At 55.9% G+C, this 15976-nt stretch carries 11 protein-coding genes; 3 read left to right on the top strand and 8 right to left on the bottom strand.

Annotation, left to right across the window (positions count from 1 at the left end; genetic code table 11):
* Positions 1-238 precede the first annotated feature (238 nt).
* Positions 239-1891, bottom strand: a complete 1653-nt coding sequence (gene mqo, locus V3W49_RS17850; protein ID WP_500147303.1) for a malate dehydrogenase (quinone) — start codon at positions 1889-1891, stop codon at positions 239-241.
* 209 nt (positions 1892-2100) lie between these two features.
* Complete coding sequence (locus tag V3W49_RS17845; protein ID WP_500147302.1) at positions 2101-2430, bottom strand: hypothetical protein; 330 nt, start codon at positions 2428-2430, stop codon at positions 2101-2103.
* A 193-nt stretch (positions 2431-2623) separates the two neighbouring features.
* On the opposite strand from V3W49_RS17845, the gene V3W49_RS17840 reads away from it, so the two are divergent.
* Complete coding sequence (locus V3W49_RS17840; protein WP_500147301.1) at positions 2624-4117, top strand: SulP family inorganic anion transporter; 1494 nt, start codon at positions 2624-2626, stop codon at positions 4115-4117.
* Positions 4118-4138: 21 nt separating this feature from the next.
* On the opposite strand, the gene mgtE is transcribed toward V3W49_RS17840, so the two are convergent.
* The 6 genes from mgtE to V3W49_RS17810 all read right to left on the bottom strand — a co-directional run bounded on the left by mgtE (position 4139) and on the right by V3W49_RS17810 (position 11547).
* On the bottom strand, positions 4139-5575 hold the full coding sequence (mgtE, locus tag V3W49_RS17835) for a magnesium transporter (RefSeq protein ID WP_500147299.1): 1437 nt from the start codon (positions 5573-5575) through the stop codon (positions 4139-4141).
* A gap of 176 nt (positions 5576-5751) precedes the next feature.
* The gene (locus tag V3W49_RS17830) at positions 5752-7398 is read right to left on the bottom strand and encodes a multidrug ABC transporter permease/ATP-binding protein (RefSeq protein ID WP_500147297.1); all 1647 of its coding nucleotides are present in this window, start codon (positions 7396-7398) and stop codon (positions 5752-5754) included.
* A gap of 78 nt (positions 7399-7476) precedes the next feature.
* A complete protein-coding gene (alkB, locus tag V3W49_RS17825) occupies positions 7477-8127 on the bottom strand; it encodes a DNA oxidative demethylase AlkB (protein WP_500147295.1) in 651 nt (216 codons plus the stop codon).
* A 2-nt stretch (positions 8128-8129) separates the two neighbouring features.
* Positions 8130-9188, bottom strand: a complete 1059-nt coding sequence (gene ada / locus V3W49_RS17820; protein WP_500147293.1) for a bifunctional DNA-binding transcriptional regulator/O6-methylguanine-DNA methyltransferase Ada — start codon at positions 9186-9188, stop codon at positions 8130-8132.
* Positions 9189-9268: 80 nt separating this feature from the next.
* The gene (apbE, locus tag V3W49_RS17815) at positions 9269-10312 is read right to left on the bottom strand and encodes an FAD:protein FMN transferase ApbE (protein ID WP_500147291.1); all 1044 of its coding nucleotides are present in this window, start codon (positions 10310-10312) and stop codon (positions 9269-9271) included.
* Positions 10313-10446: 134 nt separating this feature from the next.
* On the bottom strand, positions 10447-11547 hold the full coding sequence (locus V3W49_RS17810) for a porin OmpC (RefSeq protein ID WP_500147290.1): 1101 nt from the start codon (positions 11545-11547) through the stop codon (positions 10447-10449).
* A 980-nt stretch (positions 11548-12527) separates the two neighbouring features.
* Between V3W49_RS17810 and rcsD the strand changes: the two genes are divergently transcribed.
* Both rcsD and rcsB read left to right on the top strand, forming a co-directional pair.
* A complete protein-coding gene (rcsD, locus tag V3W49_RS17805; RefSeq protein WP_500147289.1) occupies positions 12528-15200 on the top strand; it encodes a phosphotransferase RcsD in 2673 nt (890 codons plus the stop codon).
* Positions 15201-15221: 21 nt separating this feature from the next.
* Positions 15222-15872: a response regulator transcription factor RcsB gene (gene rcsB, locus V3W49_RS17800; protein WP_138098506.1), complete on the top strand. Its 651-nt coding sequence runs from the start codon at positions 15222-15224 to the stop codon at positions 15870-15872.
* Positions 15873-15976 lie beyond the last annotated feature (104 nt).

The raw sequence follows: 15976 nt of genomic DNA, 5'->3' as shown, positions 1-15976 counted from the left end.
TTTATTCTGAAACAGGGCGCCGGAGCCGCCTGTCACCCTCACCCCGGCCCTCTCCCGAAACGGGAGAGGGAGTTTCCTGAAAATGAACGGAACAGCCCACCGCATCGCTATGTTCCGCCATTTTTATTCTGAAACAGGGCGCCAGAGCCGCCTGTCACCCTCACCCCAGCCCACTGCATCGTCATATTCCGCAGCTTCTGTTCTGAAACCGGGTGCGGGCCAGAAGCGGCAAGCCTTGTTACAGCGCCATATCATGCTGAGGTAATAATTCCCTCTGGTCAGGCTGAGCCGGGCCGGCATCCTCCTGAGTCGACATGTGAATCACCGGCGGTTTGGTCAGCTGTAACGCGGCGGCGGTGTCGTCCCAGACTTTCTGAGTCAGGGCCACATTACCGTTCAGTTTCTCGCCGTAGCTCGGCACTATGGCGTGAATACGGCTCTGCCACTGCGGCGAATTAAACTGCTGCGGGAACATCTGCTTAATCACGTCCAGCGCGATCGGCGCCGCGGTAGATGCCCCGGGCGATGCCCCCAGCAGCGCGGAAATGGTCTTCTGCTGGTCTACCACCACTTCCGTACCCAGCTTCAGTACGCCGCCTTTTTCCGGATCCTTCTTGATTATCTGCACGCGCTGACCGGCCTGGATCAGCTTCCAGTCCTCTTTGCGCGCATCCGGATAATACTCTTTCAGCGCCGCAAAACGATCGTCGTCGCTCAGCATCACCTGACTTATCAGATATTTCACCAAATCGAAATTATCCAGACCTACATCGGCCATAGGCAGGATATTGCTGGTGGTGGTGGTGCTCAGCAGATCGAACAGCGAACCGTTCTTCAGGAATTTGGTCGAGAAGGTCGCGAACGGCCCGAACAGCACTGCGCGTTTGCCGTCGATATAGCGAGCGTCCAGATGCGGCACCGACATTGGCGGCGCACCGACGGACGCCTGACCATAAACTTTCTCCTGATGCTTTTCCGTAACTGCCGGATTTTCCGTCATCAGGAAAGAGCCGCCCACCGGAAATCCGGCATAGTTGTCAGCTTCAGGGATACCGGTTTTCTGCAACAGCTTCAGCGCGCCGCCGCCGGCGCCGATAAAGACATACTTCGCATCGACCGCGCGCTCTTTTCCACTGTTCACATCCTTGATGGTAACGTGCCAGGAGTTATCCGCGTTGCGCGTAAATCCGGTGACTTCAGACGAGGTCTGCAGCGTAAAATTCGCGCTTTTCTTCAGACTGCCGATCAGCTGGCGGGTAATTTCGCCGTAGTTAACGTCAGTCCCTACCGGCGTCCAGGTTGCTGCCACTTTCTGATTCGGATCGCGTCCTTCCATAATCAGCGGCGCCCACTGTTTAATCTGGCTGTGCGAGGTCGAGAATTTCATTCCCTGGAACAGCGTGGATTTCTGCAGCGCGTCATAACGCTTCTTCAGATAGTTAACGTTGTTATCGCCCCAGACAAAACTCATATGCGGGGTGGAATTAATAAAAGTATGGGGATCGTTCAGGTTTCCGCGTTTAACCTGGGATGACCAGAACTGGCGGGAAATCATAAACTGTTCGTTGATGTTCAGCGCCTTGCTAATATCAACAGAGCCATCTGCCCGCAACGGCGTATAATTCAGCTCCATATTGGCGGAATGACCGGTTCCGGCATTGTTCCAGCCATTGGAAGACTCCAGCGCCACACCGTCCAGCTTTTCCACCATCATCTGGCGCCACTCAGGCTGTAGCTCCTGCAGCCAGGTTCCCAGAGAGGCGCTCATAATACCGCCGCCGATTAACAGGAAATCCGTTTTTTGCAACGCATCAGTATTGGCATAAGTTGTTGAACTGACAAACATCGCCAGCGCGGTTAGCGAAAGAACACTCTTTTTTATTGCAGGCATAATAATGTTTATTAAGTGATGATCAAGTTATTTGAGAATGCATGTTAACTTATTTTCACTTTATTTTAAAATATCATTCACCAGTATTTAAACCACAAGTTTTGTAGACATTTAATGAATCCAAAAAACAATCCAACACTATTTCCCCGCATGGGGAAAATTAAGAAAGGCATCAAGTTATTTATTTAATGCAATATAACAATAGTTTTTTAATTAAAGTTATCAGCGCTATTCACGGGCCAGATAGCGAATCCCGCCTGGCGGGCCAGTTCCAGTTCGCTTTTATCAATCTGAAATACCCCCACTTTACCGTCCGGCGCACCGCACATCGCCACGCGCATGCGACCGTCGTCCACCCTTTTCCCCTTGCCCGGCGCCCGTACCCCGCGGGCCAAAAGCGCCTGCTCCAGCTCTGTCAGCGACAATCCTCCCTGCTCGCACTGTTTACCGTTCAGGGAACGGTAAACCTCCACTTTCTGCCCGCCGCTGGCACAGGCGACCAGTCCAAACATTAACGCGCCCGTCAGAATGCTCTTCATCGCTCTCTCCGCCTCCTGGTTTTCCTCAGTATAACAACCCACAATGATTTGCAGGCTGAACTAAAACCTTCACCACAGCCAAAACTGGAATCTGCTGCGCGCTCCCTGTACTATTCTGACCTTTCGTGACAAAAGTCACACTTCGTTCTGTACCCCATATCCGGGGAAATGATAATAAGCCTGCGAATACACTATGTCTGAAATAGCCCCTCAGCCTGGCGCTGAGCCGACCCCAAGCGTACGCCAGGTGCTGCTGTCGCCGCTCCTGCTAACCCGGGAATGCCTGGCGGGCATCATTACCGCCCTGGCGCTCATTCCTGAAGTCATCTCCTTTTCTGTTATCGCCGGCGTCGATCCTAAAGTCAGCCTGATCGCCTCCGTTGTGCTGTGTCTGAGCCTGTCGCTGCTGGGCGGCCGCCCGGCGATGGTCACTGCGGCCGCGGGTTCCGTGGCGCTGGTAATAGGCCCGATGGTGCACGCCCACGGCGTGGGTTATATCCTGCCTGCCGTCGTGCTGGCCGGTATCTTCCAGATCCTGTTCGGCCTGCTGGGGCTGGCACGCATGATGCGCTATATTCCCCGCTCGGTAATGACCGGTTTTGTGAACGCGCTGGGGATTCTGATCTTCTGCGCCCAGGTTCCCCACGTCTGGGGGCAGAACATGACAGTCTGGCAGCTATTCGCCCTGACCCTGGCTATCGTTCTGCTACTGCCCCGCCTGCTGAAAAGCGTGCCTTCGCCGCTGGTAGCGATCGTAGTTGTCACCGCCCTCACCCTGATTTTTGGGTTTCAGACGCCGACCGTAGGCGATGAAGGCCCCATGCAGCCCGGGCTCCCCGGTCTGACGGAACTGGCGGTGCCGCTGAATCTGGAAACGCTGAAGATAGTCTGGCCCTGCGCGCTGAGCGTAGCGCTGGTGGGCCTGATGGAATCCCTGCTGACCGCCAAGCTGGTGGACGATCTGACCGATACCCCATCCAGCAAGCGTCGCGAAAGCTGGGGCCTGGGTGTAGGCAATATTCTGGCGGGCTTCTACGGCGGTATCGCCGGTTGCGCCATGATCGGCCAGACCATGGTCAACGTGGAACTGGGCAAAGGGCGTACCCGAATCTCCACCATTGCCGCCGCACTGTTTCTGCTGTTGCTGGTCACCGGTCTGAGCGCTCTGATGGCGCGCATTCCCATGGTGGTGCTGGCAGGAATTATGATGGTCGTGGCCCTGAAAACCGTGGACTGGCATAGCCTGGCCCCCGCCACGCTGAAGCGCCTGCCGCTCTCCGAAACCCTGCTGATGATGGTGACCGTCGCCGCCACGGTCTGGACCGGTAACCTGGCCATCGGCGTTGTCGGCGGCGTAGTATTCGCTATTATCCTGTTTGCCCGCCGCGTGGCTCACGTTATTCACGCCGATCGTGAACTGGCGACGGACGGCCAGTCGGTGCGCTATACGGTACGCGGGCCGCTGTTTTTCGCCAGCAGCAACGATCTGTTCGAGCACTTTAACTATGCAGAAGATCCAAAGCGGGTCGTTATCGATCTGAGCTGGGCGCAAATCTGGGACGCTTCAAGCGTGGCGGCGCTCGACGCCATTGAAAATCGCTATCGGCGCCATCACTGCGAGGTGGAGATTGTCGGGCTGGATATGCGCAGCCGCAGCTTCCATCAGAAGCTGAGCGGTCTGCTGTAACGGACGGCTGGCGGCGCCGCTTTACATCAAAAACAGCGTCGCCAGCCCCAGGAAGATAAAGAAACCGCCGGTGTCAGTAATTGCGGTGATCATTACGCTGGATCCCACGGCGGGATCGCGCCCCAGCCGCGCCATCACCATCGGAATGATCACGCCCATCACGGCCGCTACCAGCAGGTTCAGCACCATCGCCAGCGTCATTACCGCCCCCAGCGCCATATCATCATACAAAAGCCAGGTCACGATCCCCATGATACCGCCCCACACCAGGCCATTGATTAACGCCACGCCCATCTCACGCAGCAGCAGAAAACCAAAGTTGCCCGGCTGGATATGCTGAAGCGCCAGCGATCGCACGATCATAGTGATGGTCTGATTACCGGTATTGCCACCAATACCGGCGACGATAGGCATCAGCGAAGCCAGCGCCACCAGTTGAGAGATAGTATGTTCAAAGCCGTCGATTACCCTTGAGGCGATAAACGCGGTGCAGAGATTAATGGCCAGCCAGGCCCAGCGAGATCTGACCGCTTTACCGACCGGGGCGAAAACGTCTTCTTCCGCGCTTATCCCCCCCATCCGACGCAGGCCGCTGTCGGTCTCTTCAATCACCACGTCGACTATCTCGTCAACCGTCAGACGCCCCATCAGCTTTCCCTGATGGTCGATCACTGCGGCGCTGACCAGGTTATCTCGCTCAAAGGTGCGCGCCGCTTCTTCGTCCGGATCGGTCGGCATAAAGGTGACCGGGTTATGCTCCATCACCTCTTCCACCCGGGCCTGGGGACGATGCAGCAGGATGGTGGTCAGTTCCAGTTCCCCCAGCAGCGTCATATCCCGGGTAGTGACGAACAGCTTATCGGTATTTTCCGGCATCTTGCCCAGCCGCCGCAGGTAACGCTGCACCGCCGCCAGGCTTATGTCGGCGCGGATCGTGATGACCTCGAACTCCATAATGGCGCCGACGCTGCCTTTCTCGTAACGCAGCACCTGCCCCACCCGGGCCCGCTCTTCCGGCGACAGCGTTGCCAGCAGGCGCCCGGTCAGGTCACGGGGCAGGCGCTGCGCCAGATAGATCTGCTCATCGATATCCAGGGTACTGAGCACCCGCAGCAGGTCACGGTCGCTCATCTCATCGATCAGGTCTTCCCAGACGTGCTCGGAAACCTCGTGCAATACCTTCCCGCGTTTCTCTTCCCCAATCAGACGCCACAGGGCGTGACGCTCTTCGGAAGGCAATGCTTCCAGAGTATCCGCCAGGTCGGGTTCGGGAAGACGGCGCGCCAGCAGAGTAACTTCGTCGATATCGTCGCGTAACCGCTGCGCCTCATGCTCATCCGCGGGGCCAGGTTTTCCGAGTATCGCCTCGGTAACCTCTTCCCCTTCGGAGAGCAGATAGCGAATACGCGCCCGATCGGCGGCACGCTCTTGAATACTGTATTTAACCGTCGCGGTCATAACTCGACATCCCTGGAAAAATTAACTCAATCGCGCCTTCCCGCATCAGGAAGGAAGCAAGCATACCGACAGGCTCTGTAAATAATAATAAACGACCGCCATATCGCGCTGTTCAGGCGTAAAAAAAGCGGTTGTTCGCTGGATTAGTGTGCAATTGCGTCTGATTTCAGGGTGAATTAGCTACCGGTGCGGGCCACTGCATCGCGGCTGGCGTGTTCACGCTCTTCGCCAACCAGTTCGCTTAGCCGTCCCTGGCGCATCTCCAGCAGTCGATCGGCATGCACAAAGTAGTGATCGTCGTGGCTGATGGCGAATACGGTTTTGCCCATCTGCTGCATTAGCGGCAGCAGCACCTGGTAAAACTCGCGCCGGAAGTGAGGATCCTGATCCGCCGCCCATTCGTCCAGCAAAATGACGTCACGCTGTTCCGCCATTGCCAGCAGTAGCGCCACCCGCTTTTTCTGCCCTTTGGAAAGCTTAAGGTTGAGAATATGGCCGTTATCCAGCTTCAGCTTGTTCTCCATTTGCAGGCGCACCAGCCACTGTTCCACCAGCGCCGGATCCGCGCGCCGCCCTTCCGGCCCCAGTAGCTTCCCGAACAGGCTGACGTCAGTAAAGACTGCCGAAAACAGGCTGCGCCAGGTTTCCATATCCGCCTCCGCCAGCGGTTTGCCATCCAGACACAGCGCACCGGAAACCGGCCGATATAGCCCGGTCAACAGCATAGCCAGGGTCGATTTGCCACTGCCGTTGCCGCCAATCAGGAACAGTAGTTCGCCGCGCTGAATGGTCAGATTCAGCGGCCCAACAGTGAAGCCCCCATCCCCGTAGCGAAAGACTACGTCGCGTAACTCCAGGGTTTGCCACGACGCGGGCGCGCGAGGATGTCGGAAGCTTTCCCGGTACGCTTCCAGCTCAAAACGATTCAACTTATTAAATGCTACCTCAGCAGCCAGCAGCGTCGGCAATGCGCCCACGGCGGAAAGCATCGGGGTACGCAGGAACAGCAGCGTCAGGGAGTAGGTTGCGGCCACGCTGGTATCGGCCCAGCCCAGGCTGTTAGCCATCCAGAATACCAGGCCGATGGCGCCCAGCATCATAATGTTTGACCAGTTCAGGGCGCTCAGATGGAAAGTATCAGCTCGGATAATATGGTGGCGATACTCGCGGGCATCCGGAAGATAGACGCTGTGATAGATGTCAGCGGCGCGCTCGCGGTTCAGGGTTAGCTCTTTGCGCCCTTCCAGCACCGTCTGGTAATCGTTATAGAGCTTATCTTCAGTGTCGCGCAGAATCGCCATATGACGATAAACCCGGGAAACCAGCAGCCAGCCGCCGATAATGGTCACCGCCACCCAGGCGGCAGTCGCAAACAGCATAGTGGGCGACAGCCAGGCCAGATACGCCGCGCAGCCCACAGTCAGAATAATGCCCTGCACCAGTTCCGGCAGACGCACAAACGCGATGGTAATCGCCCGAACGTCGCTGGTCAGCCCCGCCAGCAGCGAAGCGCTCCCCAACTGTTCCAGGCGCTCGACGTGGGTATCCAGGATCCGTTTAATAAATTCGCTGCGTAGCCGGTAGACGAAGTGGTGTCCCAGGGTGGTAAGCGCTAACTGGGAGCCCAGGGTGATAACGATCAGCAGCAGCAGCAGGCCAAGAAATTCCGGCAGTACCGACAGCGAGCGATCCACAGTTTCTATTAAACGCAGATTGATAAAAGCAATAAGTCCAATGCCTAATGCGGCGCTGGCGAGGCTTAACGCCATCACCATCAGAAAGGGCCAGCGATACTGGCGCCAGACGACCAAGAGAAGTTTCATAAACCATCAATCCACAACGACGCGAAAACAGCGGGCAGTTTAAACGGCTGGCGCCAGACGGCAAGAATAATTCTTGTTTTACTCGCTTTCAGCGACCCGACGAAAAGTCAGATTATAGCGGCATTCACCGGTAGCGGGATGGTGGCCCGGCTTTAACGGTTGAATGCCGTGATACCACAGACGCGACAAACCGCCCCACACCACCACATCACCATGCTCCAGTAAAAAGCGGCGTAGTGGATCGCTACGTTTAGCGCCGCCAAACTGGAAAATAGCCGGTAGCCCCAGCGAGACTGAAACAATCGGCGCGCTAAGATCGCGTTCGTCTTTATCCTGATGCAACGACAGCTTCGCGCCCGGGATATAGCGATTGATCAGGCAGGCGTCGGGGCGAAATGTTGGATAGCCCGCCTGTACGGCAGCAGTACCGGCAAGCTGTTGCAGAACCTCGGGCATGGCAGGCCAGGGGCGATGATTTAAGGGATCGCGTTCGGCATAGCGGTAACCCTGAGGCGTACTGACCCAGCCCAATGGACCACAACTGGTCATCGCCACCGACATGCGGTATCCCCCCGGCGTCACCATCTGGCGGAACGGCGATTGCGCCGCCACCTGGTCAATCGCCTGCAACAGCCCGGCGGCCCCGGCGCTGACAAACCGGCGCAAAATCACCGCCCCCGGCCCCAGTGGCTCCTGCCAGGGCGCTTCGCCATCAAAAAGATCGAGCATCGTTACTCCTCCTGTTCGGTCTCCCTTGCCAGTAGCAGTCGTTTACGGGCGGCCCCCCAGCGGTAGCCAGAGAGCGTACCGTCCTGACGAATAACGCGATGGCAGGGGATCACCACCGCCAGTCGATTGGCGGCGCAGGCCCCCGCTACGGCCCGGGTGGCCCGCGGCCGCCCGATACGCGCAGCAAGCGCCTGGTAGCTTAACGTGACGCCAGCGGGGATCTCCTGTAGCGCCTGCCACACCTGGCGCTGAAACGCAGTACCCTGTAAATCCAGCGGCAGCGCAAACGCGCCATCTGGCCTGTCCAGCCAGCTAACCACCCGGGCGACCCGCTGTGCGAAACCGAGATCGCCGGCATCCAGCCGGGCCCGGGGAAACATATGCGTCAGCTCGGCAACCAGCGCCTGGGGGGAATCCCCCGGCAAAATGGCGCAAATGCCGCGTTCGCTCTCCGCCACCAGCAGCTCGCCCAACTGACAGCGCGTCAGGGCATAACGGATGTCGGCCCGATAGCCTCCCTGGCGATACTGGCGCGCCGTCATGCCCAATGCGGCATCCGCCTGCTGGTAAAAACTGCTGCCGGAAGAATAACCGGCATCGTAGAGCGCCCGGGTTACCTCCTGCCCCGACGCCAGCGCCTCACGAACTTTACTGGCGCGCCGGGCCTGTTGCCAGGCCCGGGGCGTCAGACCTGTCATGGCTTTAAACAGCCGATGCAAATGGTACGGACTCATCGCCACCTGGCGCGCAAGTTTTTCCAGCGTCAGCGGCGTTTCACTGCGTTCCAGAAGACGACAGGCTTCGACAATCCGCTCCCGCTGTCGCGCCATGGCATCCTCACGATCTGGCTGACAGCGTTTGCAGGGGCGAAAACCGGCTTCTGTCGCTGCGGCGGCATCACCAAAAAAGCGCACGTTGCGCCGCAGCGGATGGCGCGCACGACACGAGGGTCGACAGAAAATACCGGTGGTGATCACCGCAAAGACGAAGCGTTCGTCTGCCGCCGGATCCCGCGCCAGAACCGCCTGCCAGCGGCTCTCATCGGTAGTGTACTGTGTCATAACGGACTCCTTCTGTTCAGGTTTTCCGCTACTATGCCCGTCCGCTTTCGGCCAGAAACCCGGTTTCTTGCTTTTTAATTTTATTCGCTCAGCAGGAAAGTTTTAAACTGCGGCGACATCCAGGTAGAGAAACCCTTTTCTTCTTTAACGATCAGATAAACCGCCAGCCCCTCTTTCAGGGCCACCTGTTTTGCTTTTTCGGTACCCAACACCATCAGCCCGGTATCCCAGCCGTCGGCTTCCAGCGCCGTCGGCGCAATGACCGTAGCCGAAACCAGCTTATGCTGAATGGGACGACCGGTGGTGGGGTCGATGACGTGGGAGATCCGCCTACCGTCCAGCTCGTAGTAGTTGCGATAGCTGCCGGACGTACTGATGCCGTGGCCGTTGAGGTCGACGATCGCCTGAGCGGCGTTCTCTTTATCGGTGGGTTTTTGTATCGCGACCCGCCACGGACGCCCTTCCGGGCTGGCCCCCCGGGTCACAACCGCCCCGCCAACCGAAACCAGATAGCGGCCAATGCCCTGCTGCTCCATCAGGCGGGCCAGGTGATCGGCGGCATAACCTTCACCAACGGTCGAGAGATCCACATACAGTTCCGGCAGATCTTTTTGCAGCCACTGGCGGCCCGCTTCATTAATCACCTTCAGGTGATTAAGCCCGGTCTGAGCCCGGGCTGCTTCGATCTGTGCTTCAGTCGGCGTTTTCACCGGCTGCTTATCCGGCCCGAATCCCCACAGATTTACCAGTGGGCCGACGGTCACATCCATGGCGCCGTCGGTCTTCGCGCCAATGCGTAGCGACAGCGTAACGATATCGCTCATCGCTTCGCTGACCGGCCAGGGAGCGGTAGAGCGCGACTGGTTAAAGCGTGACAGGGCCGAGTCCGGCTTCCAGGTTGAGAGCAGTCGATCGTCGGCATCGAGCAGGGCCTGAATTTTCTGGCGCAGCTCAGCGCCGCGCCCCGGTTCCACGTCGGCCAGACTGGCGCGCCAGTATGTGCCCATGGTTTTACCTTCCAGCACCACCCCTTTCGATGTCGTTTTTTGCGGCGCGTTATCGCAGCCCGCCATCAGTAGTACGGCCACAGCCAGCAACGCACGTCGCATCAGCGTCAGATCCATTTTTCTTTCCTCTGGTAACATACGCGGGCAAGGGTACAACAAAAGCGGTTCGTTGTGGCGGCAAGTGATTACTGGTTTAGCTCACGGATAAAAAAAGGGTCCCGAAGGACCCTCTGGTGACGCGCAAATGTTTTTTAGAACTGGTAAACCATACCCAGCGCGACGATATCGTCGGTACCAATGCCAGCGGCACGGGTAAAGCGGTTGTCGTCGATCAGGTTGATTTTGTAATCCACGAAGGTGGAGAAGTTCTTGTTGAAGTAGTAGGTCGCGCCCACATCCACGTATTTCACGAGATCCTGGTCGCCCCAGCCCTCAATGTCCTTGCCTTTAGACTGCAGGTAGGCCACAGACGGACGCAGACCAAAGTCGAACTGGTACTGAGCGACCACTTCGAAGTTCTGCGCTTTATTAGCGAAACCGTAGATATCATTATCACTACCGCCGAAGCGAGCGGTGTTGTAGTTCTGGGTATACATAGCCGCCAGGTAGATATTGTTGGCGTCGTACTTGATACCACCGGTGTAGGCTTCGGCATGATCGCCCTTGCCATAAGGCGTCAGGTTGTTCTGATCCCAGGTACGTTTAGAAGAAGACATCGCACCACCGATGGCGAAGCCAGCCCCCAGATCGTAAGTCACGGACATACCGTAACCGTCGCCGTTTTGCTTCTGCAGCTTACGACCATCAAAATCTTCGCCGCGGGCGCTGCCGTTTTTACCCTGATACTGCAGGGCGAAGTTCAGTCCGTCCACCAGACCGAAGAAGTCGCTGTTACGGTAGGTCAGAACGCCGTTAGCGCGGGACATCAGGAAGTTATCAGAACCGTAGGTGTCGCCGCCGAATTCCGGCAGAACGTCAGTCCAGGCACCGATATCGTAGATAACGCCGTAATTACGGCCATAGTCCAGAGAGCCAGCGTCCCCTACGCGCAGACCAGCGAAGGCCACACGAGTCCAGGCGTCATTAGAGCTTTCATCTGTATTGCCCTGGATCTGGTATTCCCACTGGCCGTAGCCGGTGATCTGGTCGTTAACCTGGGTTTCGCCTTTAAAGCCGATACGCATATAGGTCTGATCGCCATCAGCACCGTCGTCATCGGAGAAGTAGTGTTCAGCGTCGACTTTCCCGTAAAGATCCAGCTTGTTTCCGTCTTTATTGTAGATTTCGGCCGCATGCGCGGTACCTGCTACCAGCAGCGCTGGAACCAGCAGGGACAGAACTTTCAGTTTCATTATATTAACCCTCTGTTATATGCCTTTTTTACCTTCATTCCTGGCGGCATCTCAGCGCAACCCCATTCGCAAAACCGTATATGGCGAACGGTTATGGCGAGCCCCCCCTCAGAGGCCCGACGCTGTGCGGCTGGCATATTTTCATCGCTTTAACGTCGATTTGTTACCGCCTGCTGCACGATGCAAACCCAGTAATTCAGGTAATTTGCCACTGCTTGCTGATTACCCTCATAATCAGCCGGCAACCCATTGTGTAAAACAAATACGGAATAATCCAATGGGATTATGATACTAAAACTTTTTAGATGTTTCGGTCTGCAATATAGATGTAACCAAATGTAAATGACAAGGAACTTTTTTCAGCACATAACGGCAAAAACAGCGCATCAAACGTTAAGAAACCCCTGTAATAACAGGAATTCGATGTATTTCTCCTCAGACGAAAAAGGCTTAAGCACTGATTGTCAAAACAGTGACGCCATTCAAATATAGAATCACTCTCGCTATCATCATTAACTTTATTTATTACCGTCATTCAGATCTGAATGTCCGTTTACCCCTATTTAAACCGGATCCTCGATCCGGTTTTTTTTATTTCCTGTTTACTTAAATTTACCTTTATTTATGTTAATAAGGTTGCATCTGTCACAAAATCCAGAAATCGATTAAGCTTCAATCAATATTTCGTTCAGAATAAGCCGCCACCGAATTCATTTTCCAGCTCAAATATTACTCTTTTTATTATCACGCCCCGCAAAAAGTGCCGGTTCTTCCCTGACCTCAAACCACCGTCTGTTTTTCTTCGTTCACGACGTTATTCGCACATTTTTTGCGATACCTCACGCCCCAGGCCCGGTGATTGGCGATGACGTCAGCCCCTTTTCCCGGTATGCTTTTGGCATTCGCGCCGCCTGATGCGCGGCATCAACATGCATCATCCACTAACCAACGGCCAGGGGCCGCAGGATTACACCGGAATAATGAGTCAATCTGACGCTATGAGCCCCAATAAATTTTCCCTTATGCCGGGCAGCATTACCCGCTTCTTTCTGCTATTGGTCATCGTTCTTCTGGTCACTATGGGAGTGATGGTTCAGAGTTCGGTTAACGCCTGGCTTAAGAACAAAAGCTATCAGGTAGCCGATATCTCCCGGGCTCTGCATAAGCGCGTGGATACATGGCGTTACGCCACATGGCAAATCTACGACAACGTCGCTACGCCCCCCTCTTCCGGCGAAGGCACCAGAAACCTGCAGGAAACCCGTCTGCGCCAGGATGTCTGGTATCTGGAAAAGCCGCGCCGCAAGACCGAAGCACTGATTTTCGGCTCTCATGACAATACCACTCTGGAGATGACCCAGCGTATCTCAAGCTATCTCGATACGCTGTGGGGCGCCGAATCAACCCCCTGGTCGATGTACTACCTTAACGGCCAGGATAACAGCCTGATTCTGGTCTCGACACTGCCACTAAAAGATCTCTCCACCGGGCTGAAAGAGTCCGGGGTCAGCAGCATTGTCGATTCGCGCCGCGCTGAAATGCTCCAGCAGGCGAATGCCCTTGATGAACGAGAAAGCTTCTCGCCACTGCGCCGCCTGGCATGGCAAAACGGCTACTACTTTACGCTGCGCACCACCTTTAACCAGCCGGGCCATCTGGCGACGGTGGTGGCCTTTGATCTGCCGATTAACGACCTGATTCCGCCGGGTATGCCACTGGAAAATTTCCGTCTGGATCCGGATGAAGATGCCGCCAGCGCCAACGGGCAGGAAAAAGAGGCCCGGGATAGCGTTGCCGTCACCTTTAACGGCACCCGGCTGGAGATAGTTTCCCCGCTTATCAGCACTCACCTGAAGCTGGTCTGGCAGGTGCCGTTCGGCTCGCTGTTAACCGATACGTTACAGAACATCCTGTTGCCTCTGTTGCTCAATATCGGCCTGCTGGCGCTGGCGCTGTTCGGCTACACCACCTTCCGTAATCCGGCTCCGCGCCAGGAAGAGAACAGCGCCGCCAGCGGCGAGTTGCAAACCCTGCGGGCACTGAATGAAGAGATCGTCGCCCAGCTTCCGCTTGGGCTGCTGGCCTGGGACCCGGAATCCCGCCGCACGCTCATCAGCAACCCGACGGCCGATCATCTGTTGCCCCATCTGAATTTGCAGAATATCGCCTCTATGGCGGATCAACACCAGGGAGTCATTCAGGCGACGGTCAATAACGAGCTTTACGAAATACGCCTGTTCCGCAGCCAGGTCGCCCCGCGCCTGCAAATTTTCGTGATCCGCGATCAGGATAAAGAGATTCTGGTCAATAAAAAGCTGCGCCAGGCTCAGGTGCTGTATGAACGCAATCAGCACGGGCGCGCTGAATTTATGAAGCACATCAGCAACGCACTGAAACGCCCCGTAAATCAGTTGGCGGATAAGGCGGCAACCCTTGCCGATGAATCGCGTCGCAGCCTGGTGGATGATGCTCACCGTCTGGTAAGGCTGGTGGACGAAATTCAACTGGCGACGCGGCTGGAAGAAGGCGGCTGGAAGCCGAACAGCCAGCGCTTTACTCTACAGTCGCTGATTGACGATGTGGTTCCGGAAATGCTGCCCGCCATCCGCCGCAAAGGACTACAGCTGCTGACTAATAACTATCTGGCGGAAAACGACGAACGCTACGGCGATCGTGAAGCGCTGCGCCAGATTCTGCTGATGCTGCTGCAATACGCCATTGTCACCACCCCAATAGGTAAAATTACTCTGGAGGTCAGCGCCGAAGAAGGCGCTGAAGACCGATTGCTGTTCCGGGTGCTGGATACCGGCGACGGCATCGATCGCGGCGAAATAGATAATCTGCACTTCCCGTTCCGTAACGCCACCAGCAAAGATGATTTCGATACGGCCAATGGCCTGACCTTCTGGCTGTGCAATCAGCTGGCGCGCCAGATGGACGGGCATCTTAATATTAAAACCCGGGAAGGTCTGGGTACCCGCTACAGTCTGCATGTCAGCATGCCTAAACAGCTTAGCGAAATAGCAGAAGGACAGGATGAAGGCCTGCTGGACGACGTGATAGCTCAGGTGGATATCACGGCCAACGAAGTCCGTAACATCGTGGTACGCAAGCTGGAAAGCTGGGGCGCCACCTGCATCACGCCAGACGAAAAAACGACCAGTCAAGATTTTGATCTCTTTTTGACTGATAATCCGTCTAATCTTACAGATTCCGGCATACTTTTAAGCGATGATGAGCCAGGAATGCGGAAACTCGGCCCCGGCCAGTACCGCGTTAACTTTAATATTAGTCATGCCATGCAGGAAGCAGTGCTACAACTAATAGAAGAGCAACTGGCGCAGGAAACCGTAACTGAAACAACATCGCCCGTCAGCGATGAAAGCGCCCAACTCCACGCCAGTGGCTATTACGCGCTCTTTGTCGATACAGTACCGGATGATGTGAAGAGGCTGTATACTGAGTCAGCAACGGACGATTTTGCTTCGCTGGCACAGACGGCTCACCGCCTTAAAGGGGTGTTTGCCATGCTTAATCTGGTACCCGGCAAGCAGTTATGTGAAACGCTGGAACATCACATTCGCGAGAAAGATGCTCCGGCCATAGAGAAATGTATCAGCGAGATTGACAGCTATGTCAAAAGCTTGCTGTAGCATAGCAAGGTAGCCTATTACATGAACAACATGAACGTAATTATTGCCGACGATCATCCGATCGTACTGTTTGGCATCCGCAAGTCTCTTGAGCAGATTGAGTGGGTGAACGTTGTCGGTGAGTTTGAGGATTCCACAGCTTTAATCAACAACCTGCCGAAACTTGACGCGCATGTACTGATCACCGATCTCTCCATGCCTGGCGATAAATATGGCGATGGCATTACGCTCATTAAGTACATCAAACGCCACTTCCCTAATCTTTCGATCATCGTTCTGACAATGAACAACAACCCGGCCATTCTTAGCGCAGTGCTGGATCTGGATATCGAAGGGATCGTCCTTAAGCAAGGCGCTCCGACCGATCTGCCGAAAGCCCTGGCCGCGTTGCAGAAAGGGAAGAAATTTACCCCGGAGAGCGTGTCCCGCCTGCTGGAAAAAATCAGCGCTGGCGGCTACGGTGACAAGCGCCTCTCTCCGAAGGAGAGCGAGGTACTGCGTCTGTTCGCCGAGGGCTTCCTGGTAACGGAAATTGCCCGCAAGCTGAACCGGAGTATCAAAACCATCAGTAGCCAGAAGAAATCGGCCATGATGAAGCTGGGCGTCGATAACGATATCGCGCTGCTGAACTATCTCTCTTCGGTCAGCCTGACGCCTGCCGATAAAGAGTAACGAAGCGTGCTCGGGTAAAAAAGCTCTCCTTACGGAGGGCTTTTTTTATTGCCAGCTGATGACCACGTCCTGCGGGCGTGGTCATCAGCTGGTTTTGGCTCTGC

The sequence above is a fragment of the Rosenbergiella sp. YN46 genome (assembly GCF_036620675.1).
Taxonomy (GTDB): domain Bacteria; phylum Pseudomonadota; class Gammaproteobacteria; order Enterobacterales; family Enterobacteriaceae; genus Jejubacter.
This window is presented reverse-complemented; position numbering and strand designations above follow the sequence as displayed.